Raw genomic sequence first — 24204 nt, 5'->3', positions numbered from 1 at the left:
CCGCATGAAGACGCCGAGTTCCGTCACCGGAGCGGATCGCCCGAACATCATCGATCACGGACGCCGGACCAGCGGTAAGCGGGACGGCGGCGACGAGTTCGGTTCGGCGCTGACGGCGGCGCTGGACCGGCCGGATCGCGACGAGGACGACGCCAGCTCGGCGCGACGGGCCACCGCCCCGGAGACGGCCGAGCGGGCCGGCATCGCACGAGCGGCTCGCGCCGACGCCGACCGGACCGCCGCGGCCCGGGCCTCGCTGGACCGGGTGGCCGCCAACCGGGCCGCCACCGACCGGGCCGCCACCGACCGGGCTACCACCGATCGGGCCGCCGGTCGTGCGGCCGATGACCGCGCCGCGAGTCGGGCCGCCGACGAGCGGGCCGGGGACCGGGCCGTCGCCAACCGCGGCGCCCAGTCGCGGGAGGCCGTCAACCGGGCCGCCGCCGCCCGCGCCGCCGACGCCGCCACCCGCCGCGCGGACGCCGACCGGGCCGACGCGAACCGGGCCGACACGAACCGGGCCGGCGCGAGCCGGACGGCCGCGGACCGAGCGGATGCGAGCCGGGCCGACATGGACCGGACGGCCGCCGATCGAGCGGCCGGCGACCGGTCGGCAGCGGACCGGCCGGACAGCCGCCGCGCCGCCGACGACCGCGCCCGGACCGACCGGAGCGACATGGATCGCGACCGGCCCGAGGTGACGCAGGCCAAGAGCGACCCGAAGACCGATGAGGCCAAGACCGCCGACGCCGACCAGGCCGGGGACGCGACGAAGACGGACCCGGCGACGGCCCCGCCCGCAGACGCCAAGACCGGGGAAACTCAGCCCCTGCCCACGCCCGCCACGGCCGGCCCGCTCGCGGCGACTGCCGCGCAATCGGCCCAGGCCCAGGTGCAGGCCCAGGTGCAGGCCCAGACACCGGCGCCGGGACAAGCGGCGGGCACGACCGGCACTGTCTCCGGGGTCGGCGGCGTCTCGCCCGACGGCCGCCCGGCCACCCCGGCCGCCAAGCCGGCCACCGGTCCGCAGACCACCGCCGCGACCTCGGCCGAGGTCGCGAACCTGCCGGCCGGCGACCTCCGGGACGCCTCCGGCAAGCCGGTGACCGGCGCCGGAACCGGCCCAGCCGGCCAGGCCCTGGCCGCGGAGCTCGGCCAAGCCGGACGGACCGGATCGGAGGCGCAAGCCGTGGGCCAACTCGCGGCCCGGCCGGGCGCCCAACCCGACGCCCAACTCGGCGGCCCGACCGGCGCGCCGGCGACCACCGCGGCACCGACCCAGCCGAGCACGACGACGCCCGCTCCGGCCCAGCCGGCCCCGGCGACCACCCCGGCTCCGGGTCCGGCCGCGACCATCCAGCCGGCCGCCCCGGCGCCCGCTCCGACCACGCCGGCCCAGGGTCCTAGCCAAGCACCGCAAGCCGCTCCGGACGCCCCCACCGGGCCGCCGGCTCCCGTCGGCGCGCAACCCGACCGGGCCACTCCCGAGGCCACCACCGGCATGCCGCCGGCCGTGGCGACCACCCCGGGGATCGCACCGGACGGGACGACTGCTCCGGGCGTACTCGGGCAGGCCGGTCTTGCTGGGGTGACCGGACCGCAGGCCACCACGCCGGCCGCGCCCACCGCCCCGGCCGCGCCACCGACCGCGCCGCAGGCCCCGCTGCACCCCGCCGCCGCCCAGATGGCGATGCGGATCACGCCGCTGCGGCTGGAGGCCGACGGCATCCACCGGCTGACCGTCAACCTGCATCCGGCCGACCTCGGACCGGTGCAGGTGGTGGCCGAGATCCGCAACGGCGACATCAACCTGCAACTGACCGGAACCACCGATGCGGGGACCGACGCGCTGCGTAACGCGCTCGGCGATCTGCGCCGGGAGCTCGAGGACGCCGGCTTCGGCAACTGCAACCTGGACCTGCGGCAGGGCAACGCCCAGCAGGAGCAGGCGCGGCAGCAGTTCTCGGCACCGGGCCGGCCGGGAGGCGGACAGCGGGACGGCGGGTCGAACGGACCGAACACCCCGGCTACCGAGCCGGCCACCGTGCCGCGTCGCGCGCCCGGCAACAGCCGGATCGACATCCAGGCGTAGACCCAGCGAAGCCGGTGGACACCAACCGTGTCCACCGGCTTCGTCGTTTCCTCAGGCCGGTCTTTCGTGCCTCTCGGTCGGGGTGGGCGTGACAGCGGTGGCTTCCCCTCCGTCGCCGTTGCGCCCGTACCCCGCCGTGACGAATCGCAACGCGGCCAACAACAGTGCCGCGATCGGCACCGCGATGATGAACCGGATGAACACGTCGGTGAGGTCCAGCTGGTCGAGCACGTACCGGTACAGTGCCGGGGCGCTGATCACCAACGCGAACAGCAGGACCGACGGACGGATCACTGCCGCACCGGGCGTACGGCCCGGCGAGGCGGCGCCGCTACCGGCATCACCTCGGTGGCGATCCGCGCGCAGAGCATGGCAGCCCAGGCGTGCGGGGTGGCCGGCTTACCGTCAAGCGAGTAGATCGGCAGGTCCAGGCCGAGAACCGAGGCCGGGTCCTGGGTGAGCTCCACGCCGTGCACCACGAGCGCCTCGACCTCGCCGAGCGTACGCAGGTGGCGAGCCGTGTCGGCGGTCTTGCGGGTGGCGTCGACGATCGCCCAGACCGCGGTGGCGCCGATCGCGTCGCACATCTCGTTGACCCACAGCGGGTCGGTGCCCCCGACCGGCGAGTCCAGCACGACGACCCAGGCCTGCTCGGCGTTGTGCAGCTTGTCCACACGCGACTCGGCGGCATCCCGGTTCGGGATCAGCCGGGACGAGTGCAGCCCGGTGCCGGCGACCGACGGGGCGGCCAGCAGCAGGTGGTTCTCCGGCACGCCGATCTGGTCGAGCAGGTGCCGCGCGATCGGTACGCCGAGGTTGATGTCCCCCGCCAGCACCAGGATCTCGCCCGGACCGTCCGGGATGCCCGGCGCCGAGGGCCGCGCGGCCAGCACGCTGAGCACCCCCGCGTACGTGTCCGCACCGGTGATCTGGTTGGCCATCTCCGCCGGCATGCCGACCGACATGAGGTTGCGGATGACCGGGTCGCTGTCGGCCACCGGGGCGACCGGTGCGACCGGCGTGCTCGGCGCGATCGGCTTCAGCCCGAACGCCTCGGCCACCGAGGGGGCCGGGGTCACCGGCTCCTCGATCGCCTCGATGGGCGTCTCGTCGATCTCGACCTCACTCGCCCCGAGACCCCCGATGCGCTCGGCCAGGCTCGGCTGAGTGACGGTCGGCGCCGCGTGCTGGGCGACGTGCACCGGCTCGGGAACCGGCGCGGGCGGAGCCGACGCGACCGGCATGGTCGGCTTCGGCGGGTGGTTCACCGCGGCCTCGGTGGTCGCGGCGGGCCGGAACGGGCGCACCGTCGGCGTGTCCTCGCCCCGCAGCGGTGACGTCGCCTTCGGCCGGGGAGGGTGACGTTCCTCGTCCGGCTGGGGCGCGTGCCCGGTCTGGCTCAGACCCGCCATCAGCTCGGCGAAGGCCGCATTGGTGTCGCTGTGCGCGGCACCCCGTCCCTCGTCGGCGCCGAAGTTGTCGTCCTCGGCCGGCCGTGGCACCGCGGCCGGGCGGGGCGGCCGGGAGAACGTCGTCTCCCCGGGCCGCACCTGACCGAAAGCGGCAGGTGTCACGTTCCGGGCCGCCGGGCGGGCCGGTTCGTCGAGCCGATCCTGCGATTCGGCCCGTTCCAGAAGTCGTTCCAGCGTGTGGCCGGTCTCCCCGGTCGTTGTCCGTTTCGCCATGTCAGTCCTGTCCTCGTTCGGGTCCGGCACCTCCACGGAAAGCTCGTAATGCTGCTTCGCGAAGAAGCCCCCGACTCCGCCACTGCGGACCTTGTCGGCTGAGATGATCCGGACACCGGAGCCGTACTCATCACGTACCTGAGCCAACAATGGCTCGATGGCCGGTCCCTCAAGCAGCACCCGCGTAGGCACCGTTCACCACCCCTATCGTCTCGATCTGTGCTGTGGAACCAGAGATTTCGCCGTACGACAGCACCTGCACCCGGCGGGAGCCGGCGCGGAGCAGTCGCATCAGTGGGAGCCGCAGCTGTGGCGAGCAGGCGAGCACGGGCGTCAAGCCCTGTTGCTCGGCGGTCTCGGCCAGGCGGGCGGCCTCCGTGACGATCGCCTCGGCGCGCAATCCGTCGATCGCCATGAAGGCTCCCGTCTCGCTGGGCCGCAACGATTCGAGCAGTTGTTGCTCGAGCATCGGATCGAGGGTGATCACCGTGAGCCGTCCGCCCGCGACGTACTGGGCGGCGATGGCCGGGCCGAGTGCGGCGCGCGCCGACTCCACCAGGCTGTCCTGGTCGACGGAGACCTTCGCTCTCAGGGAGAGCGCCTCGAAGATTCGGACCAGGTCGCGGATGGGCACGCCCTCGTCCAGCATGGCCTGCAGCACTTTTTGGATCTGACCGAGGCTGAGCACAGCCGGGGTCAGTTCCTCCACGACGACCGGGTGCGAACGCTTCACCATCTCGGTAAGCGCCCGGACGTCTTCGCGGCCGAGCAATCGGCTCGCGTTGCTGCGGACGACCTCGGCCAGGTGCGTGATGATCACGCTGGCCCGGTCCACGACCGTGGCTCCGGAGAGCTCGGCCTGATAGTGCAGTTCGGCCGGCACCCATTTGCCGGGCAGGCCGAAGACCGGTTCGACACCGGCGCGGCCGGGCAGCCCGTGCAGGCCGTCCCCGATCGCCAGCACGGTGCCGGGTGGGGCCTCGCCGGTTCCCGCGTCGACCCCGGAGATCCGGATCGCGTACGAGGACAGCGGCAGGTCCAGGTCGTCCCGGGTGCGTACGGGCGGCATGATCACGCCCAGTTCCATGGCCATCTTGCGGCGCAGGGCGCGAACCCGGTCGAGCAGGTCGCCGCTGCTCGTGTCGACGAGGTCGACGAGGTCGGGTGAGAGGGCGAGTTCGAGCGGGTCGACCCGCATCTCGCCGAGCAGTTGCTCGGGCGAGTCGGGGGCCGGCATGTCGACGGCCTCGGCGGCGGCCGCGGCCGCGGCGGCGTCGGCCTCCGGTTCCGGTTCCTTGACCCGCTGGGCGATCGCCAGCACCGCCACCCCGATGATCAGGAACGGGACCTTGGGCAGACCGGGGATGACGCAGAGGGCGAGCGCGGCACCACCGGCGATGCGCAGCGCGAGCTTGTTCTGGCCGAGCTGGGCGGTGACGCTGGAACCCATGTCGCCGGAGGTGGCCGAGCGGGTCACGATCAGACCGGTGGCGACCGAGAGCAGCAGGGCCGGCACCTGGGAGACCAGGCCGTCGCCGACGCTGAGCATGCTGTAGTGGTTCATCGCGTCGCCGGCCGACATGCCCTGCTGGATCAGGCCGATGGCGAATCCACCGACCAGGTTGACCAGGGTGATGATGACGGCCGCGATGGCGTCGCCCTTGACGAACTTGGAGCCACCGTCCATCGCGCCGTAGAACTCGGCCTCGGCGGCCACCTCGGCGCGGCGCTTCTTGGCCTGGTCCTCGTCGATCAGACCGGCGTTGAGGTCGGCGTCGATGGCCATCTGCTTACCGGGCATGGCGTCGAGGGTGAACCGGGCGCCGACCTCGGCGACCCGCTCGGCACCCTTGGTCACCACGACCATCTGGACGATCACCAGGATCAGGAAGATCACCAGGCCGATCACCAGATTGCCGCCGACCACGAAGCTGCCGAACGCGTGGATCACCTTGCCCGCGTCACCGTCGCGCAGCACCAGCCGGGTGGCGCTGATGTTGAGTGCCAGCCGGAACAGCGTGGCCACCAGCAGCAGCGCCGGGAAGACCGCGAAGTCCAGCGGTTTCTCGACGAACATGCTGGTCAGCAGGATGAGCAGGGCGGCGGTGATGTTGAGCGCGATCAAGAGGTCGAGGAGGAACGTCGGCAACGGGACGACCATCATGATGATGATGCCGATGACCCCGACGGGTACGGCCAGTCGACTGATGTTGCGCTTTTTCACGGCACCTTCCCGAGCACAGGGTGTACCTCACCCCTCACGCAGAGTCTCCCTCTTTCGAGGGACGCATGTGAGGAAATCTCCTGAAAACTCGGTTATGCGGCTGATGAGGCAGAATTGGGGTTGCGGTGCATTCCTGCCGCCGAGCCCCGCGCCTTCAGGCTCATCACGAAGGCGAGCACCTTGGCCACCGCACCGAAGAACTCGGCCGGGATCTCCGCCCCCACCTCGACGTTCTGGTGCATGGCCCGAGCCAGCGGCACGTCCTGGACCAGCGGAACCCGCGCTTCCAGGGCGATCTCCCGGATCTTGGTGGCGATCGGGCCCTGGCCCTTGGCCACCACCCGAGGCGCGCCCTTGGTCGGCTCGTAGCGCAGTGCCACGGCCACGTGCGTCGGGTTCACCAGCACCACGTCGGCCATCGGGATGTCGGCCATCTGCCGGTTCCGGGACATCGCCATCTGCCGGGCCCGGATCTGGGCCTTGACCAGCGGGTCGCCATCGGCGTTCTTGTTCTCCTGCTTGACCTCTTCCTTGGTCATCCGCAGCTGCTTGTTGGTGCGGCGGCGCACCACGAAATAGTCGGCGGCGGCCATCACGATGCCGGCCGCGGCGGCGGCCCGGATCAGGCCGAGGGTGGAGTCCTTGACCACCGACACCAGCGAGCCGAGCGGCAACTGACCGGCGGTCATCAGGATCGGGATCTTGTCCTTGGTCGTGGTGTACAGCACGGCGGCCAGCACCGCCGTCTTGACCAGGGCCTTGACCGCCTCCCAGAGGGCCTGCGGGCCGAACATCTTCTTGATGCCGGGCAGCGGGTTGAGCCGGTTGAACTTCGGGATGAACAGCTTGGTGGCGACCCGGATGCCGCCCTGCGCGCCCGCCGACGCGATGCCGACCAGCATCAGCGTGCCGGCCAGCGGCAGCACCGCCCAGGCGATGCCGAACCCGGCATCCTTGAGCATCCGCATCGCGATGGCCGGCTCGGGCCGGTCGATCACCTGGGGCACCTGGGAGAACAGTTCCTCGGCGTGCTGCACCGCGGCGCTGAGGGTGCGGGGCAGCAGGATGCTCGCGGCCAGCATGCCGAACCAGGCCCCGATGTCCTGGGTGCGGCCGATCTGGCCCTCGCGCTTGGCCTTCTTGAGCTTCTGCGGTGTCGGCTGTTCGGTCTTCTCACCGGACATGGCTCACCACCCTCAACCCCCGGTCAATTTGAGTACGCCGGTGACCGCCTTCTCGACGATCGACTCGATGACCGGAGGCAGCAGCGTGATCGCCATCCCGGAGAGCAGCAGGAGCACCAGGATCTTGGCCGGGAACCCGAGCTGGAACGCGTTCAGTGCCGGCGCGACCCGGTTGAGCAGGCCGAACGCCACGTCGGTGAGGAACAGCACGATCACCAGTGGGCCGGCGATCTGCAGTGCCGCCACGAACAACTCGCCGAGACCCTTGAGCAGCAGCTGGCTGAGCGTGGGCAGATCGAAGTGCAGGTTCAGCGGCATGGTCCGGAACGACTGGAGGAACCCGCGCAGGATCATCTGGTGGCCCTCGGTGGCGAACAGGATGGTGACCGCGATCAGGTTGTAGAACCGGCCGAACACCGAGCTCTGGTTCATCGACAGCGGGTCGTAACCCATCGCCAGGGTGAACCCGCCGAACACGTCGAGCAGGTCACCGGCCGCCTGCAGGGCGGCGAACAGCATCGCCACCAGGAAGCCGAGCGAGGCTCCCACGAAGACCTGCAGCGCGGCACTGGCCAGGATGTCGGCCGTCTCCAGACTCGGGATGGTGCCCCGCAGGTACGGCGCGAGCGGCAGGGTGAGCCCGATCGACAGCAGCACCTTGACGTTCCCCGGGATGAACCGCGAGTTGAACGGCGGGCTGATCATCAGGAAGGCCCCGGTCCGGGCGGAACCCAGCATGATCGCCAGAAGGTCCGCGATCGGGACGTTCCAGTTCATCGGTACGACGCCACCAGGGCGGTCAGAATCAGCCCCCAGCCGTTGACCATCACGAACAACAGCAGCTTGAAGGGCAGGGAGATGGTCACCGGGGGCAGCATCATCATGCCCAGCGACATCAGTGACGCCGAGACCACCATGTCGATGAGCAGGAACGGGATGAAGATGACGAAGCCGATGATGAACGCGGCCCGCAGCTCGGACAGCACGAACGCGGGGATCAGCGTGGTCAGCTCGACGTCGTCCTTGTTGCGGGGCTGCTTGGAGTCGGACAGCTTGAGCATGAGGCCGACCTCGTCCTCACGGGTCGTCTTCCACATGAACTCGCGCAACGGCTTCACGCCGTCCTTGAACGCCTGCGTCTGGGTCTTGTCGCCCTTGAGATAGGGCTGCACACCCTGCTCGTTCATGGCCGAGACGGTCGGTCCCATGATGAACAGGCTCAGGAACAGGGCCAGCCCGGCGAGCACCTGGTTGGGCGGCATGCTGGTCAGGCCGAGCGCGTTGCGGGTGATGCCGAGGACCATGAAGACCTTGGTGAAGGACGTGCAGAGCAACAGTACGGCCGGGGCCACCGACAGCACGGTCAGACCCAGCATGATCACCAGTGACGAAGCCGGCCGGCTGCCGTCCGGATTGGTGCCGTTGACGTTGAGGTTGATGCTCGGCGGCGACGGCGGGGTGGGCGCCTGGGGCACCCGATCCGGCATCGCGACGGTCACCACCGCCGGGGCCATCGGCATGGGCACCGGTCTCGGCTCGGCCTGAGCCGCACCGGGGGCCAGCACCAGGGCCAGGCCGAAAGTGACGAACAGCAGCAGGATCGCGCGTCGCATGGCTTATCGCCTCGATGTCCGGTCGCGAATGAGGTCAAGCGTCGAAGTCCAGGTGCGCGGGGTCGGTCGGCCGTCACCGGCCGGGTGCATGCCGGGCAACTCGTCCGGGTCGAGGTGTACGTGTTCCTCGTGCTCGTGTCGCTCGAAGGCCGCCACCTCGGCCTCGCCAAGCAGGCTGACCTGGGTCTCGGTGACACCGAGGACGAACGCCCGGTCGGCCACCTTGACCACGGTCACCGCCGCGTTGCGGGTGAGCTGCTGATGGTTCAGCACGGCGAGCGAGCCGTGCGCGCGGCGGGCGCTCAGCGGGCGGCGTAACACCCGGGCCAGGGCCCACATCAGGCCCAGCACGATGAATACCGAGAAGCCGATCCGCAGCGCGAGCTCGAACACGGCGGTTACTCCCGCTCGGTGCCGGGCGCGACGATCTCGGTGATCCGGATGCCGAAGTTCTCGTCCACCACCACGACCTCGCCGCGGGCGATCAGCCGGCCGTTGACCAGCAGGTCGGCCGGGCTGCCGGCGGCCCGGTCCAGCTCGACGATGGCGCCCGGGTTGAGGGAGAGGAGTTCGCGCACGCTCATCCGGGTGCGGCCGAGCTCGGCCGAGACCTCCATCTCCACGTCGTGGAGCATGTCCAGGCCGTGGGCCATGGCCATGGCGGACGACGGAGCCGGGGCCCGGGTGGCCGCGAGGTTCATCTGACCCGGCTCCTCGGTGGGCCACGGGCTGAGCGCGAGCCCGAGGATCGCGCGGACCTCCTCGCCCTCGACCAGCGGGACCACCACGGCGTCTTCCTTGGTGGCCATCGAGCTCAGCGCGACGCCCGGCTCCATCACCGTGCCGGGGTCGACCACGACCGGTCCGAAGACCCGCGAGGCAGCCTCCAGAGCGGGCCGAACCGCGGCGGTCAGGTCGAGCTCGCCGAGCGGACTCTCCTTGAGCGCGTCCGCGAGGTCCTGGCCGACCACCACGACGACCTCACCGTTCGCCGCGCCGCTGAACCGGGCGGTCACCGCCTGGCCGTCGATGACGGTGTCGGCGGACGCGGCCACCGGCGCGGCGGCGGTGAGAGCGCGGCTGGTGGGCAGGACGGCAAGAGCGGCTTCCGCGGCGCTCCGGGCGAGCGCCAGCTGGGGTGCGGTGATCGTGGGCGCGGTCATTAGCGGCCTGACTCCTTGGGAGACTCCTTGGGCGACGGCACCACGAGACAGGCAAGCCGGGCGCCCTGATTACCGGGAACTGCGTGAGCGAAGACGGTCTCGTTGACGGTCACCTCGAGCGGGCGGCTGGTCGCGTGCGTCAGCGGCACGACGTCACCGGGTCGCAGATCCACGATGTCATCGGTACGCATCCGAATGGGCTGGAATCGGACCGCGACGTCGATCGGAGCCGAGAAAAGGCCGGCGGTCAGGTTGCGCAGCGCCAGGTCCTTGCTGGCCCGCTCCTTGTCACTGAGCACGACCGTCTCGGTGCGCGACAGCACCGGCAGGATCATGTTGAACGGCATGCAGAGACTGGCGAGGCACTCCTCGGCGCCGATCTTCAGATCGAACGTGGCGACGACGCAGGCGTCGCCGGGGGCGTGCGCACGCAGGAACTGGGCGTTGTACTCGATCTCTTTGAGCTTCGGCTGCATGGCGACCAGGGTCTCGAAGCCGTACCGCAGCTCGCCCAGCATCCGCTCCAGCAGGCCACGCAGCAGCGGCATCTCGACCTCGGTGAGCGGCCGCTCCGGCTGCGGGCCCCCGGGACCGCCGAGCATGTGGTCGATGGCGGTCATCGCGGCGGAGGAGGACAGCTCCATCAACGCCGTACCGTCGAGCGGATCGAGGGTCACCACCGCGATCACTGTGGGGTTGTTCAGGGAGGCGACGTACTCGTCGTAGTTGAGCTGCTCGATGGCGGCGAGCGTGACGCTGCTGACCACGCGCAGGCGGGTGGTCAGCAGGGTGCCGCAGCTGCGCGCGTACGTCTCGAACGCGGTCTGCAGCGTGCGCACGTGGTCCCGGGAGAGCTTGACCGGCCGGCGGAAGTCGTACGCCGTCGGCCCTCCGCTCTGCCCGCGACGCGACATCTTGCCCGGGGATCGTGTTGCGGAGGTCACGTCGTCCCCATCGGCTCATTTCCGGAACCGCTGAGCGCGAGGGCCGTATTTATCCGCAGATCGGCAAATGGGCGGGATCACCGAAGTGATCCCGCCCGTCCGGTTACGCCGGCTCAGCGACTTACTGGGTCACGAACTGGGTGTAGTAGATGCCCATGACCATTTCTTTCTTCTCTTCGGTGTACGCCTTCACGATCTTCGCCAGCAGCTCGCTCTTGATCTCCTCGCGGCCCTTCTCGGTGCTCAGCTCGGCGACCGTCTTGCCGGTGTAGGCGTCGATCGTCAGCTCGATGGCCTCGCTCGTGTCGACTTCCTCGGTGCCGGCCTCCGCCGTCTGCTGCAGAGCAAACTTGATCTTGAGGTAGTGACTGTCGGCCAGGTTGATCGTCAGTGCGTCGTCGATCCCGGTGACCGCGCCCTTCTCGGGCGTCTTGGCCGCCTCCGCCTTGTCACCCTTCAGCATGAAGTACGCTCCGCCGCCACCGCCCAGCAGCACGACCACGGCGATCACGATGATCATGAGCATCTTCTTGGACTTCTTCGGCGCCTCGGCAGCGCCGTCCTTCGTCTCGTCAGCCATCGGTGATCCCCCCGTCAGTCGTGCGTGGTCGTGTTGGAAGCAGGCGTGCCGGTCGAACCAGTCGTGCCCGTCGTGCCCGTCGTGCCGGTGGAGCTGTCAGCCTGCTCGACTGCCTTGGCGATCGCCGCGGCCTGGGCCGTGGTCTGACCGGAGTGCAGCTTCGCGTCCGAGCCGGACGCGGCCGGCAGGAGCGCTGCCTGGTCGGCCGGGAGGGTGGTGAGGACGACGACGTCCACCCGGCGGTTCATGGTGATCGAGCGCGGGTCGCTCGGGTCGATGAGCGGCTTGGTGTCGGAGAAACCGACGGCGCTCATCCGGTTCTTGGCGATGCCGTGGCCGGCGAAATAGCGGACCGTGGTCGAGGCGCGAGCCGCGGAGAGCTCCCAGCCGCTCGGGTAGAACGTGGTGACCGCCTTGAGCTGGTTGGTGTTGCCGTCGACCTCGAGGTTGTTGGGCAGCTTCGCCAGCGTCGGAGCCAGCGCGTTCAGGATCTTCTTGCCACCGGCCTGCAGGTCGGCCCGGTTACCGGCGAAGACCACCTCGTTGGTGACGATGGTGACCACCAGGCCGCGCCGGTCGATGGTGAACTTGACCGCGTTGAGCAGGCCCTGCTTGGCAAGCGCGTCGGACAGCTTGTTCTCGACCTTCTTCAGGTTCTCGGACTCCTTGGCCGCCGCCTCAGCGTTCTGCGACTGCTTGAGCCGGTCCTCGGCCTGCACGGCCGCCTTGACCGCCGCCTTCTCCTTCTCAGTCATATTCGAGGTGCCGGTCTTGCCGTCCCCCGGGTTGGCACCCGGGTCGATCTGCACGATCTCGGCGCTCTGGCCGGCGCCGTCAAGCGTCGACTGGGAGCCGGAGAACGCGGCGCTCTGCGCCCCGAAGCCCTGCGACAGACCGGACGCCAGCTGAGCGAACTTCTTCATGTTGACGTCGGACATGGAGTACAGCACTACGAACAGAACAAACAGCAGGGTGAGCATGTCGGCGTACGAAACAAGCCAGCGCTCGTGGTTGACGTGCTCCTCGTGTTCCTCGTGGGCCTTCTTGCGCTTGCCGCCGCCTGAGCTCATCGGTTATGCCGCCTTCTTGGTGTTCGCGGCCGCCTCGGCCTTCTTGGCCTCGTCCGGCGGGAGCAGGGAGCGGAGCTTCTGGGCAACGAGGCGCGGGTTCGAGCCGGCCTGGATCGCGAGTACACCGTCGACGACCAGTTCCATCTCCTCCGCCTCGACCGCGCTGAGGCGGTTCAGCCGAGCGGCGACCGGCAGCCAGATGACGTTGGCGCTCAGCACACCCCAGAGGGTCGCGACGAACGCGGCGGAGATCGAGTGACCGAGCGTCTCCGGCTTGTTCAGGTTCTCGAGCACGTGCACGAGGCCCATGACCGTGCCGATGATGCCGATCGTGGGGGCGTAACCGCCCATGTTCTCGAAGAGCTTGGCGCTGGCCTTGTCGGCCTTCTTCTTGGCGGCGATCTCGGCGTGCAGGATGTCGTGCAGTTCCTCCGGGTCGGTGCCGTCGATCGCCAGCTGCAGACCGCGCTTGAGGAACGGGTGCTCGACCGTCTTGACCGCGTCCTCGAGGGCCAGCAGGCCTTCGCGGCGGGCCCGCTCGGCCAGCTTCACGATGTTGTCGACCAGCTGCGTCGGCGGCGTGACCTTGGCCAGGAACGCCTTCTGCAAGGTCTTGCCGGCGCCGGTCGCGTCCTTCAGAACACCGCCGGCCATACCGGCCATGAACGCTCCGCCGAACACCAGCAGCATCGACGGGATCAGGATGATCGAGGAGGGCGAACCGCCTTCGAGGATCTGAACCGTGAAGACGATGATCAGTGCAACAACTACACCGACGATGGTTGAGATGTCCATCAGTGTTCCTTCCGGTGCAGCGGGAGCACCTTGGCGTCGTGGTCTTCGTCGTCCGTGGACGGCATGGCAACTGGCGCGGGCTCTGACTCAAGGCGGCTCGCCTGGGCGATCAGGGAGGCGCGGTAGTGACGGACCGAGTCGATGAACTCGGGCACGGACTCGGCAACGATGTACTTGGTGCCGTCGACCAGCGTTACGACCGTGTCGGGCGTGCACTCCACACGCTCGATCAGGTCCGGATTCAGGGCGAACACGGCACCGTTTAGGCGAGTTACGAGGATCACTTGCATCCGTCCTTGGGTGGTGGTGTGGTCCTGGCTGGTGGGCCGTCCGTGGCCCGCTTTCACATGTCACTTCGGCGACTTGACGGTTGCCGATGAGAACCAACCGGTCGCATATCGGGTGCAGCCGTTCGGCTGAAGACGAACGGCCGGGACGGACACTCGTGGTGTCCGTCCCGGCCGTCAGCCGTATCGCTCGCTCGTGGTACTAGCGCTTCATGCTGACGAGTTCCTGCAGGAGCTCGTCGGAGGTGGTGATGACGCGGGAGTTCGCCTGGAAACCGCGCTGGGCGATGACCAGGTTGGTGAACTCCTGGGCGAGGTCGACGTTCGACATCTCCAGTGCACCGCTGATGACTTGGCCCATGCCGGCGCTGGCCGGCACGCCCACTTGCGCGTACCCGGAGTTGACCGTCTCCCGGTACCCCGAGTTTCCGGTCTTCTCGAGCCCGTTGGTGTTCTTGAAGGTCGCCATCGCGATCTGCCCCAGGACCTGCTTGAGGCCGTTGCTGTAGACCCCGATGATCTGGCCGGTGTCGGAGACGGTGTACGACAGTGACGTCAGCGCACCGGCCACCTGACCGTCCGCCTCGAAGACGCGGGCGTCGGACTGACCGGAGAAGTTGGTGATGTCCGAGACGTCGACGGTGTACGCGTCACCGTTGGGGTTGGTGATGGTGAAGCTGGGGCTGTCCGGTTTACCGGGCGTGGTGGTGCCGAACGGGATCGGGGTCGTGGTGGCGCCGGTGACCGCGCTGTTGGTCGCGGTGTCCCAGGGGTAGATCGCGCTGTAGGTCCCGTCCGCCGCCTGCTGGAAGTTGACGACCTGGGTGCTCGGTGTGCCGAGTTTGTCGAAACACTTCACCGGGATCGCGTAGTTCTTCGGGTAGGCCGTCGGGTTGGCGGTGTCCACATCGCTTGTCAGGTTGCCCTTCAGCGTGATGTTCGTGGTCGCCTTCGGCGAGATCGTGCTGCCCAGCGGCATGGTGATGTCACCCGGCTTGGCGGCCGAGTTGACCACCCCGTCCTGCGCGGTCCAGCCCTGCACCGCCTCCCCGCTCGCGGTGGTCAGCAGACCGTTGCCGTCGAAGGAGAACGAGCCGGCCCGGGTGTAGATGTTCTCGTTGCCGTTGCGCGTGATGAAGAAGCCGTCGCCTTGGATCATCATGTCGCCGGACCGGCCGGTGGTCTCCTGCGAGCCCTGGGACCAGTTGGAGAGGATGCCGGCGTTGCTCACACCCAGGCCGACCTGGGCCGGGTTGGTGCCGCCCTGGTTGTTCTGGGGCGCACCGGCGGCGCCGAGCATCTGGCTGAGCGTGTCCTGGAACTGCACGCTGCTCGCCTTGAAGCCGACGGTGTTGACGTTGGCGATGTTGTTACCGGTGACGTCCATCATCTGCTGGTGGGCGTGCAGGCCACTGATGCCGGAGTAGAGAGAGCGCAGCATTTACCGATGTCCTTTGCGGTTGCGGGAACGCGGGATCAGGCGGTCGCGGGACCGGTCTTCTCGTCGGCCGGTTTGCCGGGCGCCGGCTCGGCCGGCTTGACCGCCGGTGGAGCGGCCGCGGCACCGGCGGCGATTCCGGTCGGGCCGGCCGCGGCCGCGAGCGCCGCGCTACCGGCCGACTGGGCCAGTGTTTGGACTTCCATGACCTTGGACAGCAGCACGTCCGTGTTCCCGATCCGAAGCATCGGTTCGCTGTCCCCGTTGAGCTTCGCGGCCGAGACGACGCCGCTCTGGTGGTCGCCGTTCCCGTCCATGAAGGTGACCTCGTGCCCGACCAGACTGCTCGCGCCGATCATGCGCTGTGACTTGAGCAGGTCGGCGATGTCGCCGAGCTTCTCGACCTGGGTGAACTGGGCGGTCTGCGCCAGGAACTGGGTCGAGTCGGCCGGATTGCTCGGGTCCTGATACTTCAGCTGGGCCACGAGCAGTTTGAGAAAGGTGTCCTTGTCCCCGAGGTCCTTGGCCTTGTCCGCGATGCTTTTGGAACCGGACGCGGCGGCCGCGGCCGCGGCGGCCGCGGCCGCGGCGGCCGGAGTGCCGGAAATTCCCGAGGTCGGCGAGGTCATGATTTCTCCTGTCCGTTTGCGTCGCTCAACCTGAGCTTCGACCGGACCCGGAAATTGCTTAGCACCAAAAAAATCGCGGGCCCGCAACCAGCGGGCCCGCGATGCATTCTGTAGCGCCGGTCACGGCGCCAGGGACAGGCTGAACTTTCCCTTGCCGTACCGGTTGACCTCGATCGTCAGGTCGACCCGGCGGCCGAGGGCCATCAGGTGTGCCCGAGCGTCGGCCGGCAGCGGATCGCCGGGGTAGATCACCTGATACATCTTGATGTGCGGGCCACCCTCTCGGTTGAGCAGGCTGGTCAGCACGTTGCAGAGTTCGAAGACGTTCTCAGCGAGGTTCGGGAACAGCTTCTTCTCGTCGATGCTGTCCTCGGCCGCGCCGGCCGGGAGCAGGCCGAGGGCCGCTCCCGCGTTGGCCGACAGGGAAAGATCCATTCCCATGACGGCATAGATTTGCTGTGCGGTGTCGGTGAAAATCGCGACCGTTGCCGTCGGGATCTCGTCAGCGGAGATCGGATCGCCGGGAGCGACGGTCACCTCTCGGCCGAGCAGGTCCTCGAAGAGGTTGCGTACGGCGGGTGTGCCAGGAAGAACCGAGACGTCGGACATGTCGTAATCATCCCAGAATAGGAGCGAATACCTCATCGAATCGCTCAGCTGAGAACGGCTTCACGATGAAAAAGAGTGCACCGGCCGCATCGGCCTGGTCCTTCATCTCGGGAGTGCTCTCCGAGGTGACGAAACCGAACTTCACGGCGTTGCCGGCCGCCCGGAGCTGCCGTAGCACCTCGATACCGGTCATTTCCGGCATATTCCAGTCAGAAAGCACCAGATCCGGGTTCTCCGACGTGGTCATGTCGAACGCCTCCCGCCCGTTGCTGGCCTCGATCAGATCGTGGTCACCAAAGCCGGCCTGGCGCAGCGTACGAACGACGATCTGCCGCATGACCCGGCTGTCGTCAGCGATGAGAATCTTCATGCGCCTTCTCCTCCTTCTTTTCCGCGCGGCTCTGCCACATGGAGATGGACACGGGTTCGCCTTCCCAGATGCCGTACACCCCGCCGATCCGCTCGGTGTTCGGGAACCGGGCCGACGACTCGGGGGCGAGCACCACCTGGGGCAGGGAGAGAAAGGCGCCGGGCGGCAGCATCGCCTTGACGTTGCCGCCGACGATGTTCGCGAGTTCACCGAGCACGTCGGACATGTCCTCCTCGCTGACCTCGCCCGGCTCCATGGCCAGGAAGGCGGCGGCGGCCCGCTTGGCCGCGTCGATCGAAGAGGAATAAACCAGGTGCCCGGTCCAGGAACCGGTGATGGAGACCGAGGAATGCACCTCGGAGGGCTGGTTCTCGTCGTACGTCGGGATCAGGGGGTTGATGCCCTCCGGATCCAGGTACGACTCCCAGACCTGTCCTACCATCTCAGCGAGGTCATTCTCGTTGACCTCGACTTCGACGCTCATGAGTTCGCTCCGGTCGGGACGAGGCCCAGCAGGGCCAGCTTTTCGATCATGGCGCCCTCGGTGAAGGGCTTGATCACGTACTCGTGCGCGCCGGCGGCGAGCGCTCGTACGATCTGGCTCTGTTCGCTCTCGGTAGTGACCATGACCAGCGTCATCTCGCGCAGTCGCGGGTCGGCGCGGACGTGGGTGACGAACTCGAGCCCGTTCATGTTCGGCATGTTCCAGTCGATGAGGGCCAGTTCCGGCACCTCGGGCATATCGGTGAGCAGGTCGAGAGCTTCCTTGCCGTCGCCTGCTTCCACCGCGTCGAAGTTCAGCTTGGTGACAATGCGCTTGAGGATCATGCGCATCGCGCGGGAATCGTCGATCACCATGGCGCGCATCGCGGCGTCACCCCCTTCTGACGGCGCCCGCGGGCGCTCCGGTACGAACTCGGTAGGCAGAGGTGCGGCCGGCGGCCACCCGCTCGTAGTTGTCGTCGATCCCGATGGTCGTCTCGGCCGCACCGAGGAACAGCCAGCCGTCGGGGCGGAGCAGCTTGGCCGCGTTCTGCAACACGGTCCGCTTGGTCGCGACGTCGAAATAGATCAGGACGTTGCGGAGGAAGACGATGTCGAAGGGCTGCATGGCCGGCAGCGGCGTGGTGAGGTTCATGAGGCGGAACGAGACGTTCTTGCGCAACTGCTGGGTGATCCGCCAGTGCGCCCCGGCCCGTTCGAAATACTGGACCAGCTGCTGGGCGGGCAGGCCCCGGTTGACCTCGACCTGGCTGTACTCGGCCTTCTCCGCCCGCTCGATCATCACGGTGGAGATGTCGGTGCCCATGATCTCGTACGACCAACCGGCGGGCAGGTTTTCCTGCAGCGTGATGGCCAGGCTGTAGGCCTCCTGGCCGCTCGAGCTGGCGGCCGACCAGACCCGGATCTTGCGGGTCGAGGCGCGGGCCTTGATCAGTTCGGGCAGCACCACGTCGGTGAGTGCCAGGAACGGCTCGCGGTCACGGAACCAGGACGTCTCGTTGGTGGTGAGCGCGTCGATGATCCGCCGCTGGTTGGCCGGATTGGGCCGGCGTTGCAGCTCGGCCAGGAACTCGTTGACGTTGGCCGCGCCGACCGCCCGCGCCACCGGGATGAGCCGGGCCTCGACGAGGTATTCCTTGCCGGGGGCCAGCACGATGGAGGCTTCCTTGCGGACCAACTGCGAGACGTAGTTGAACTCGGCCGGGGAGAGGCTCATCGCGCCACCGCCGCGGATCGGCCGGCCTTGACCCGGTTGACCAGGTGCGCGGCGATCCGGTCCAGCGGCAGCACCTCGTCCGCCAGGCCGGCGCCGACCACGGCCCCCGGCATGCCCCAAACCACCGAGCTGGCCTCGTCCTGGGCCAGGATCTCGGCGCCCGCGTCTCTCAGCACTTTCGCACCACCTCGTCCGTCATGTCCCATTCCGGTAAGCACGGTGGCATAGGCAGATGCCCCGTAGAGGGCCGCGACCGACCGGAACATCACGTCCACGGCCGGGCGGCAGGAGTTCTCCGGCGGTGCGCTGCTGAGTTGCGTCAGCGTCGACGTTCCCCGGCGGTGCAGCACCAGATGTGAGTCCCCCGGGGCGATGTAGGCACAGCCGGCCTGAAGTTCCATTCCGTCGCCGGCCTCGACCACGCGCAGGGGGGTGCTGCGGTCGAGCCGCTCGGCGAACATCTTGGTGAAGACCGGGGGCATGTGCTGTGTGATCACGATCGGCACCGCCAGGTCGGACGGCAGACTGGTGAGCACCTTGGTGAGCGCGTCGGGGCCGCCGGTGGAAGAGCCGATGGCCAGGATGTCGACCTTGCCGCCGGGGGTGCCGCGCTTGGCCGGGCGAGCCGGCGCACCGGGCGGACCGGCCGGTACCGCACCGGGTCGGCCGGGTCGGCCGGCGGGCGGAAGACCCGCTCGCGGCGGCGCGGTTCCGGGACCCGGCCGGGTCGGCATGGCGGGGGCCGGACGGCCGGGGGGGCCGGCCGGCGCACCGGACATCCGTCGTTTGCCGCCCAGTGCGTGGATCTTCGGGACCAGTTCGCTGCGGACCGCCGCGATGGACTCGTTCACCGAACCCACGTTGCTGGGCTTGGTGACGTAGTCGGTCGCACCGGCCGAGAGCGCCTCGAGCGTGGCCGACGCACCCGCCGCGGACAGCGTGCTGAACATGATCACCGGGATGTGTTTGTGTCGCTTGCGCAACTCCCGGACCGCCTCGATGCCGTTCATCTGGGGCATCTCGATGTCCATCGTGATCACGTCGGGCTTCAGCTGATCGATCTTCGCCTGGGCCAGCAGACCGTTGGAGGCCGTACCGACGACCTCGATGTTCTCCGCGCCGCCGAGGGCATCGACGATGAGCCGACGGACCACGACGGAGTCGTCGACGACAAGCACCGTAATCATCCGACCACCTCCTTCACCCGAGCCACGCCGGGCCCAATGCCGCGACCACCGGTGCGAGCAACCGATGCGCCGTGGCAGTGTCCAGAAGGTCACGTACCACCAGCGCCTGCACGGCACCGCTGAGCATGTTCCAAACCCCGCCGGCCCGGTCGGCAAGCGGAATGTCGGCCGTGTCGACGGCCTGTACCAACAGCATCTGCGCCGCGGCGGCGGTGCGGACCCGATCCGAGAGATACGCGGCCCAGGACGCCGAATGCACGGCTGGGGACCAGCCACCGGCGTTACGGCGCGCGTCCTCCGCCGAGGACGAGAGCCGGTTCATGTCCTTGGACCGCAGCGAGCGCAGGCGGTCCAGCAGGGCCGACACCGTGTAGTGGTGGGGGCCCAGGTCGATCGGGGCGCCGGTCGGCAGCTTGCGCATGGCCGACACCCATCCCGCGCCGAGCATCCGGCGCGTCTGGTCGTCCAGCACCTCGCGCAGATAGCTGGCGACCGCGGCGTCGCAGAGCAGCCCCGTGGCGGCCGCGGCCGTCTCGGTCTGCTGCGCGTCTTTGCCGGTCCCGGTCCAGGTCCAGGACATGACGTCGTAGCGCAGGCAGGTGAGCAGCGCGTCGACCGAACCGATCGGCGCCCGCTCGACAAGCGCGAGGCTGCCGGCCGGGTCTTCCTTCGACATCCCCTTGAGCGACGGCATCCGGCGAGCCGCGCTCTCCACCTCGACCCAGAGCGGCCCCCGGACCCCTTCGTCCGGCAGCCGCTCGGCGAGGATGCTCAGATCGTCCTGCTTCAACCGCAGGCCACGCAGCACCACTTCGGCCGTCGCCGACCCGCCGGCCAGGCGGGTCAGGTCGAAGCCGAGCACCGGGGCGCTGACCAGGCTGTACATCAGGTTGTTGCGCGGTACGTATCGACCGCCTGGTTGACGTCGAGCGCCAGCATCAACCGTCCGTCCAACTTGAACGTGCCCACCACGAGCTCCCGGGTCGGACCGCTGAGCGTGTCCGGTGGTGGCTCGAACGCCTCGTCGTCCAGATCGACCACTTCGCCGATCTTGTCGACCAGCAGGCTGACCGGCTCGCCGTCGCCCCGCAGGATCACGTTCATCACCGGGCCTTGGAGCGCCTTGCGCGCCATGCCCAGCTGCACCCGCAGGTCGACCGCGGCGATCACCTGGCCGCGCAGGTTGAACAGGCCGCCCACGGCCGGCGGGGCGAGCGGCACCGGGGTGTACTCGTTGTAGGAGAGCACCTCCTGCACCGTGTGCACCTCGACCCCGAAAAGCTGCTCAGCCACCTCGAACGTGGCGAACTGTCGGCTCGCCATCTCAGGCCTCCACCAGCATCTCGTCGCTCTCCAGGTCGGTGTAGAAGTTCGGGTCGGCGGCCAGGATGGCGCGGCGGACGTCGAGCAGCTCGGTCACCCGCTGCTGGATCACCGCGGTGCCGACCAGGCCGTCCTCCTCGGCGTCCCGGCGGGCCGTGGTCGAGTTCTCGGCGATGTCGACGATGCGGTCCACCACCAGCGCCACGCTCCGCTCGCCCTCGCTGTAGACCACCACCGACACGGTGTCGCCTTCGGGCTCTTCGCCGTAGGCGCCGAGCAGATGCGACAGCCGCACCAGCGGCAGGATCTGGCCGCGGTACTGCACGACCTCGCGGGAGCCGGCGTGCTCGATGCGTGCCCGCGGGAACTCCTCGAGCCGGGTGACGGTGTCCAGCGGGATCGCGACCCGCCGCTCGCCGACCGCGGTGACCAGCAGCCGTTCGCCGCTGCCCGCACCGGCGTTGGCCCGGGACGAGCCCTCCAGGTTCTTGCGATCGGAGTCGGCGGCCAGGTGGCTGCGCCGGGCCAGCGACGACACGTCCAGGATCAGCCCGACCTTGCCGTCGCCGAGGATGGTGGCGCCGGCGTAGAGGCCGATGTCCTTGAAGCGGCTGTTCAGGGCTTTGACCACGACTTCTTCGGTGTTCAGCACCCGGTCGACGACCAGGCCGAACCGGCGCCCGTCGGCCTGCAGCACCATGATGTAGACGCCCTGGTCGCCGCTGGGCTCGAGGCCGAGCGACTTGTCCAACCGGACCAGGGGGAGCAACTTGCCGCGCAGGCGGTAGACGGGCGCGCCGGAGGCGTACTCGATCTTGGTGGAAGTTCCGTCGATGAACACCAGTTCCAGAACTGCGACCTGGGGTACGACGTAGCGCTGCTCGCCGCAATCGACGGTGAGCGCCTGGATGATGGCCAGGGTCAGCGGGATCGTGAGCCGCCAGACCGTGCCCTGACCGGGCGTCGAGTCGACGCTGACGGCGCCGCCGATGTTCTCGATGTTGGTCTTCACGACGTCCATGCCGACCCCGCGGCCGGACACGTTGGTGACCTTCGCGGCGGTGGAGAAGCCGGGCTGGAAGACCATTGCCATGATTTCGCGCTTGTCCATGTTGGGGACCTGCTCCGGGCGGAGCAGACCCTTCTCCACGGCCTTCTGCGCGATCCGGTCCACGTCCAGGCCGGCGCCGTCGTCGGCGACCTCGACCGCGACGTGACCGCCTTCGTGGTAGGCCCGCAGGGTCAGAATGCCCTCCGGGTCCTTGCCGGCCGCGACGCGCTTGTCGGGATCCTCGATGCCGTGGTCGACCGCGTTACGCACCAGGTGGGTGAGCGGGTCCTTGACCGCCTCCAGCAGGCTTCGGTCGAGCTCGGTCTCCTTGCCCTGCATGACCAGCTCGACCTTCTTGCCGAGCGAGTTGCTCAGGTCCCGGATGACTCGGGGCAGCTTCGACCAGATGTGCTCGATGGGCTGCATCCGAGTCTTCATGATGCCCTCTTGCAGCTCACTGGTGATCATGCCGAGCCGCTGCGCGCTGCGCACCAGGGTGGCGTCACCGGTCTCCATCACGCCGCGGACCAGTTGGTTGCGAGCGAGGACGAGCTCACCGACCATGTTCAGCAGGGTGTCGAGCAGATCGACGTCGACCCGGATCGCGCTGTCGGCGATGCTCCGCTTGGGGGCCTGCTGCGACAACGCCTCGTTGACCGCGGCCGGTTTGGCCTTGCCCTCCTCAAGCAGGATCGTGCCGAGCTTGCGCTCGTCACCATCGAGCTGCTGGGCGAGCGCCGAGCCGACGTCCTGCGGTTGCGCCCCGCCGGACTCGACGAGAAGCTCGCCGATCGGCTTGCGCTGCTCCTCGACCGGCTCGGGGGCCGGCCGCACGGCGGCGGGCGTCTCGTCGAGCGGTTCCGGCGTCTCGGCCGCCGGGGCCGGCGCGGCGGGGGCAGCCGGAGCAGCCGCTTCCGCGGCCGCCTCGCCGACGTTCATCTGGGCGTGGACCTGCGCGAGAATGCTGTCGATGTCGACGTCGTTCTCGCTGCCGTTCTCCTCGATCGAGGAGAGGATCGACCGCACGCCGTCGATCATCGCGAGCAGCACGGTGATCGTCGCCGGGGTGACCGGCTGCACGCCGTCACGCAGCTTGGAGAGCAGGGACTCACCACCGTGGGCGAGCTTCTCCAGCCGACTGAAGGCAAGGAAGCCGCTCGTACCCTTGATCGTGTGAATCGCCCGGAAGATCCGCGAGATCAGGTCGCGCGAGTCCGGCTCCTGCTCGAGGGATACCAGATCACGGTCGATCTGGTCCAGGTTCTCGTGGCTCTCCAAAAGGAATTCGCCAACGATCTCACCTAGGTCTTCCACGCTGTACCTCCTGCTCGGCTTCCACAGCTCTCATCGTCGGAGACTGCCGTCACCTGAGAACTCAGGCTTCCCCGCCCGGCCGTCGGTAGCGATATCCGAATCCTCGGACAGATTCGATGGGCGATTCGTCGGGATCGGACCACCCGAGCTTGCGACGCAGGCGCAGGACGGCGAACTTCACCCGCTCCTGACCGATGCCCGTGGGGTCGTCCCACGCCTGGGTCAGCAGTTGATTGGGGCTCAGCACCGCGCCGGCGTGCCGGACAAGGGCATTGAGCAGGCGGAACTCGGTGGGCGTCAGGCGTTTCTCATCGCCCTTGACGTACACCCGCCGCTTGGTCGGGTCGAGATGCACGAGGCCGTCGTCGTAGACCTGACTGGCCCAGCTGTTCTGGCCGCTCGAGGAGCGCCGCAGCAGCGCCTCGACCCGGGCGAGCAGCTCGTTGTTGGCGAACGGCTTGGTCAGGTAGTCGTCGGCCCCGCCGCGCAGGCCGCGCACCTTCTCCGCTTCCTGGCCGTGTGCGGTGAGCACCAGCACCGGTACGTCGGAGACGTCGCGCAGCCGCTCGAGCACCTGCCAGCCGTCCATCTCGGGCAGACCGACGTCGAGCACCACCAGATCGGGGTGTTCGGCGTAGGCCTCCTTGAGACCGGTACGCCCGTCTCCGGCGTGCGCCACCTCGTAGCCCGCACGGCTGAAAAGCAGCCGGAGGGCGAGTGCGATATCCGGGTCGTCCTCGACGACGAGAAGGCGACTCATCGTGTCCTCACCCTGGCCCCCACCCCTCGCTCACGCCGCGTCCGCACACGGCTGACCGCCGGGCCAGCCGGTGACGGCCCGTCGAAAAAGTCAGCGTCTTGCTCGGCATTGCCCGCGACCGCGAGCAGTGGATTTAACCGTGCAAAACCACGATAGCGTGATGTCA

26 protein-coding genes are annotated in these 24204 nt (G+C 68.8%); 1 reads left to right on the top strand and 25 read right to left on the bottom strand.

What is annotated here, in order from left to right:
• Nucleotides 1–4 precede the first annotated feature (4 nt).
• Nucleotides 5–2092, top strand: a complete 2088-nt coding sequence (locus tag Afe05nite_RS01330) for a flagellar hook-length control protein FliK (RefSeq protein WP_203815036.1) — start codon at nucleotides 5–7, stop codon at nucleotides 2090–2092.
• A 51-nt stretch (nucleotides 2093–2143) separates the two neighbouring features.
• On the opposite strand, the gene Afe05nite_RS01325 is transcribed toward Afe05nite_RS01330, so the two are convergent.
• From Afe05nite_RS01325 to Afe05nite_RS01205, 25 genes are all read right to left on the bottom strand, one after another.
• Nucleotides 2144–2386, bottom strand: a complete 243-nt coding sequence (locus Afe05nite_RS01325) for a hypothetical protein (RefSeq protein WP_203815035.1) — start codon at nucleotides 2384–2386, stop codon at nucleotides 2144–2146.
• The gene (locus Afe05nite_RS01320; RefSeq protein WP_239117464.1) at nucleotides 2383–3924 is read right to left on the bottom strand and encodes a hypothetical protein; all 1542 of its coding nucleotides are present in this window, start codon (nucleotides 3922–3924) and stop codon (nucleotides 2383–2385) included. The genes Afe05nite_RS01325 and Afe05nite_RS01320 overlap by 4 nt, the downstream gene beginning before the upstream one ends.
• Before the next feature lie 22 nt (nucleotides 3925–3946).
• A complete protein-coding gene (gene flhA, locus Afe05nite_RS01315) occupies nucleotides 3947–6001 on the bottom strand; it encodes a flagellar biosynthesis protein FlhA (protein ID WP_203815033.1) in 2055 nt (684 codons plus the stop codon).
• Between the two features lie 92 nt (nucleotides 6002–6093).
• A complete protein-coding gene (locus Afe05nite_RS01310) occupies nucleotides 6094–7185 on the bottom strand; it encodes an EscU/YscU/HrcU family type III secretion system export apparatus switch protein (protein ID WP_203815032.1) in 1092 nt (363 codons plus the stop codon).
• A gap of 12 nt (nucleotides 7186–7197) precedes the next feature.
• Nucleotides 7198–7962: a flagellar biosynthetic protein FliR gene (locus tag Afe05nite_RS01305; protein ID WP_203815031.1), complete on the bottom strand. Its 765-nt coding sequence runs from the start codon at nucleotides 7960–7962 to the stop codon at nucleotides 7198–7200.
• The gene (gene fliP / locus Afe05nite_RS01300; RefSeq protein WP_203815030.1) at nucleotides 7959–8798 is read right to left on the bottom strand and encodes a flagellar type III secretion system pore protein FliP; all 840 of its coding nucleotides are present in this window, start codon (nucleotides 8796–8798) and stop codon (nucleotides 7959–7961) included. Before fliP ends, Afe05nite_RS01305 begins: the two co-directional genes overlap by 4 nt.
• A 3-nt stretch (nucleotides 8799–8801) precedes the next feature.
• Entirely contained in the window at nucleotides 8802–9191 is a 390-nt protein-coding gene (locus Afe05nite_RS01295) for a FliO/MopB family protein (protein WP_203815029.1), read from the bottom strand.
• 5 nt (nucleotides 9192–9196) lie between these two features.
• The gene (fliN, locus tag Afe05nite_RS01290) at nucleotides 9197–9961 is read right to left on the bottom strand and encodes a flagellar motor switch protein FliN (RefSeq protein WP_203815028.1); all 765 of its coding nucleotides are present in this window, start codon (nucleotides 9959–9961) and stop codon (nucleotides 9197–9199) included.
• Nucleotides 9961–10905, bottom strand: a complete 945-nt coding sequence (locus Afe05nite_RS01285) for a flagellar motor switch protein FliM (RefSeq protein WP_239117463.1) — start codon at nucleotides 10903–10905, stop codon at nucleotides 9961–9963. Before Afe05nite_RS01285 ends, fliN begins: the two co-directional genes overlap by 1 nt.
• Before the next feature lie 121 nt (nucleotides 10906–11026).
• Nucleotides 11027–11485, bottom strand: a complete 459-nt coding sequence (locus tag Afe05nite_RS01280) for a flagellar basal body-associated FliL family protein (RefSeq protein WP_203815027.1) — start codon at nucleotides 11483–11485, stop codon at nucleotides 11027–11029.
• A 14-nt stretch (nucleotides 11486–11499) separates the two neighbouring features.
• Complete coding sequence (locus tag Afe05nite_RS01275) at nucleotides 11500–12555, bottom strand: flagellar motor protein MotB (protein ID WP_203815026.1); 1056 nt, start codon at nucleotides 12553–12555, stop codon at nucleotides 11500–11502.
• Nucleotides 12556–12558: 3 nt separating this feature from the next.
• A complete protein-coding gene (locus Afe05nite_RS01270; RefSeq protein ID WP_203815025.1) occupies nucleotides 12559–13350 on the bottom strand; it encodes a flagellar motor protein in 792 nt (263 codons plus the stop codon).
• Complete coding sequence (locus Afe05nite_RS01265) at nucleotides 13350–13640, bottom strand: flagellar FlbD family protein (protein ID WP_239117462.1); 291 nt, start codon at nucleotides 13638–13640, stop codon at nucleotides 13350–13352. The genes Afe05nite_RS01270 and Afe05nite_RS01265 overlap by 1 nt, the downstream gene beginning before the upstream one ends.
• 199 nt (nucleotides 13641–13839) lie before the next feature.
• Entirely contained in the window at nucleotides 13840–15078 is a 1239-nt protein-coding gene (locus Afe05nite_RS01260) for a flagellar hook protein FlgE (protein ID WP_203815024.1), read from the bottom strand.
• Nucleotides 15079–15113: 35 nt separating this feature from the next.
• Nucleotides 15114–15704, bottom strand: a complete 591-nt coding sequence (locus tag Afe05nite_RS01255; protein WP_203815023.1) for a flagellar hook assembly protein FlgD — start codon at nucleotides 15702–15704, stop codon at nucleotides 15114–15116.
• A gap of 120 nt (nucleotides 15705–15824) precedes the next feature.
• Nucleotides 15825–16313, bottom strand: coding sequence for a hypothetical protein (locus Afe05nite_RS01250; RefSeq protein WP_203815022.1), 489 nt, complete (start codon nucleotides 16311–16313; stop codon nucleotides 15825–15827).
• A gap of 7 nt (nucleotides 16314–16320) precedes the next feature.
• Nucleotides 16321–16683, bottom strand: coding sequence for a response regulator (locus Afe05nite_RS01245; RefSeq protein ID WP_203815021.1), 363 nt, complete (start codon nucleotides 16681–16683; stop codon nucleotides 16321–16323).
• Nucleotides 16664–17167, bottom strand: a complete 504-nt coding sequence (locus Afe05nite_RS01240; RefSeq protein WP_203815020.1) for a chemotaxis protein CheX — start codon at nucleotides 17165–17167, stop codon at nucleotides 16664–16666. The genes Afe05nite_RS01245 and Afe05nite_RS01240 overlap by 20 nt, the downstream gene beginning before the upstream one ends.
• On the bottom strand, nucleotides 17164–17550 hold the full coding sequence (locus Afe05nite_RS01235) for a response regulator (protein ID WP_203815019.1): 387 nt from the start codon (nucleotides 17548–17550) through the stop codon (nucleotides 17164–17166). Before Afe05nite_RS01235 ends, Afe05nite_RS01240 begins: the two co-directional genes overlap by 4 nt.
• Nucleotides 17551–17557: 7 nt before the next feature.
• Nucleotides 17558–18403, bottom strand: a complete 846-nt coding sequence (locus Afe05nite_RS01230) for a CheR family methyltransferase (RefSeq protein ID WP_203815018.1) — start codon at nucleotides 18401–18403, stop codon at nucleotides 17558–17560.
• On the bottom strand, nucleotides 18400–19590 hold the full coding sequence (locus Afe05nite_RS01225) for a protein-glutamate methylesterase/protein-glutamine glutaminase (protein ID WP_203815017.1): 1191 nt from the start codon (nucleotides 19588–19590) through the stop codon (nucleotides 18400–18402). The genes Afe05nite_RS01230 and Afe05nite_RS01225 overlap by 4 nt, the downstream gene beginning before the upstream one ends.
• 13 nt (nucleotides 19591–19603) lie before the next feature.
• On the bottom strand, nucleotides 19604–20476 hold the full coding sequence (locus Afe05nite_RS01220) for a hypothetical protein (protein WP_203815016.1): 873 nt from the start codon (nucleotides 20474–20476) through the stop codon (nucleotides 19604–19606).
• Entirely contained in the window at nucleotides 20476–20913 is a 438-nt protein-coding gene (locus tag Afe05nite_RS01215) for a chemotaxis protein CheW (RefSeq protein WP_203815015.1), read from the bottom strand. The genes Afe05nite_RS01220 and Afe05nite_RS01215 overlap by 1 nt, the downstream gene beginning before the upstream one ends.
• A gap of 1 nt (nucleotide 20914) precedes the next feature.
• On the bottom strand, nucleotides 20915–23278 hold the full coding sequence (locus tag Afe05nite_RS01210) for a chemotaxis protein CheW (RefSeq protein WP_203815014.1): 2364 nt from the start codon (nucleotides 23276–23278) through the stop codon (nucleotides 20915–20917).
• A gap of 61 nt (nucleotides 23279–23339) precedes the next feature.
• Nucleotides 23340–24038 (bottom strand): response regulator transcription factor, encoded by a 699-nt coding sequence (locus Afe05nite_RS01205; RefSeq protein ID WP_203784938.1) that lies wholly within the window; start codon nucleotides 24036–24038, stop codon nucleotides 23340–23342.
• Nucleotides 24039–24204 lie beyond the last annotated feature (166 nt).

The organism is Paractinoplanes ferrugineus (assembly GCF_016862195.1).
In the GTDB taxonomy this organism is placed as follows: Bacteria; Actinomycetota; Actinomycetes; order Mycobacteriales; family Micromonosporaceae; genus Actinoplanes; species Actinoplanes ferrugineus.
The sequence above is the reverse complement of the archived record's forward strand: the minus strand, read 5'-3'. Positions and strand labels throughout refer to the sequence as shown.

Bases quoted from the DNA above. Each gene is read 5' to 3' on its own strand.
- Afe05nite_RS01330 (WP_203815036.1), top strand. From the start codon at position 5: ATGAAGACGCCGAGTTCCGTCACCGGAGCGGATCGCCCGAACATCATC.
- Afe05nite_RS01205 (WP_203784938.1), bottom strand. From the start codon at position 24,038: ATGAGTCGCCTTCTCGTCGTCGAGGACGACCCGGATATCGCACTCGCC.
- fliP (WP_203815030.1), bottom strand. From the start codon at position 8,798: ATGCGACGCGCGATCCTGCTGCTGTTCGTCACTTTCGGCCTGGCCCTG.
- Afe05nite_RS01280 (WP_203815027.1), bottom strand. From the start codon at position 11,485: ATGGCTGACGAGACGAAGGACGGCGCTGCCGAGGCGCCGAAGAAGTCC.
- fliN (WP_203815028.1), bottom strand. From the start codon at position 9,961: ATGACCGCGCCCACGATCACCGCACCCCAGCTGGCGCTCGCCCGGAGC.
- Afe05nite_RS01250 (WP_203815022.1), bottom strand. From the start codon at position 16,313: ATGTCCGACGTCTCGGTTCTTCCTGGCACACCCGCCGTACGCAACCTC.
- Afe05nite_RS01265 (WP_239117462.1), bottom strand. From the start codon at position 13,640: ATGCAAGTGATCCTCGTAACTCGCCTAAACGGTGCCGTGTTCGCCCTG.
- Afe05nite_RS01255 (WP_203815023.1), bottom strand. From the start codon at position 15,704: ATGACCTCGCCGACCTCGGGAATTTCCGGCACTCCGGCCGCCGCGGCC.
- Afe05nite_RS01240 (WP_203815020.1), bottom strand. From the start codon at position 17,167: ATGAGCGTCGAAGTCGAGGTCAACGAGAATGACCTCGCTGAGATGGTA.
- Afe05nite_RS01310 (WP_203815032.1), bottom strand. From the start codon at position 7,185: ATGTCCGGTGAGAAGACCGAACAGCCGACACCGCAGAAGCTCAAGAAG.
- Afe05nite_RS01225 (WP_203815017.1), bottom strand. From the start codon at position 19,590: ATGATTACGGTGCTTGTCGTCGACGACTCCGTCGTGGTCCGTCGGCTC.
- Afe05nite_RS01220 (WP_203815016.1), bottom strand. From the start codon at position 20,476: ATGTACAGCCTGGTCAGCGCCCCGGTGCTCGGCTTCGACCTGACCCGC.
- Afe05nite_RS01275 (WP_203815026.1), bottom strand. From the start codon at position 12,555: ATGAGCTCAGGCGGCGGCAAGCGCAAGAAGGCCCACGAGGAACACGAG.
- Afe05nite_RS01230 (WP_203815018.1), bottom strand. From the start codon at position 18,403: ATGAGCCTCTCCCCGGCCGAGTTCAACTACGTCTCGCAGTTGGTCCGC.
- Afe05nite_RS01270 (WP_203815025.1), bottom strand. From the start codon at position 13,350: ATGGACATCTCAACCATCGTCGGTGTAGTTGTTGCACTGATCATCGTC.
- Afe05nite_RS01235 (WP_203815019.1), bottom strand. From the start codon at position 17,550: ATGCGCGCCATGGTGATCGACGATTCCCGCGCGATGCGCATGATCCTC.
- Afe05nite_RS01305 (WP_203815031.1), bottom strand. From the start codon at position 7,962: ATGAACTGGAACGTCCCGATCGCGGACCTTCTGGCGATCATGCTGGGT.
- Afe05nite_RS01260 (WP_203815024.1), bottom strand. From the start codon at position 15,078: ATGCTGCGCTCTCTCTACTCCGGCATCAGTGGCCTGCACGCCCACCAG.
- Afe05nite_RS01215 (WP_203815015.1), bottom strand. From the start codon at position 20,913: ATGGCGAGCCGACAGTTCGCCACGTTCGAGGTGGCTGAGCAGCTTTTC.
- Afe05nite_RS01245 (WP_203815021.1), bottom strand. From the start codon at position 16,683: ATGAAGATTCTCATCGCTGACGACAGCCGGGTCATGCGGCAGATCGTC.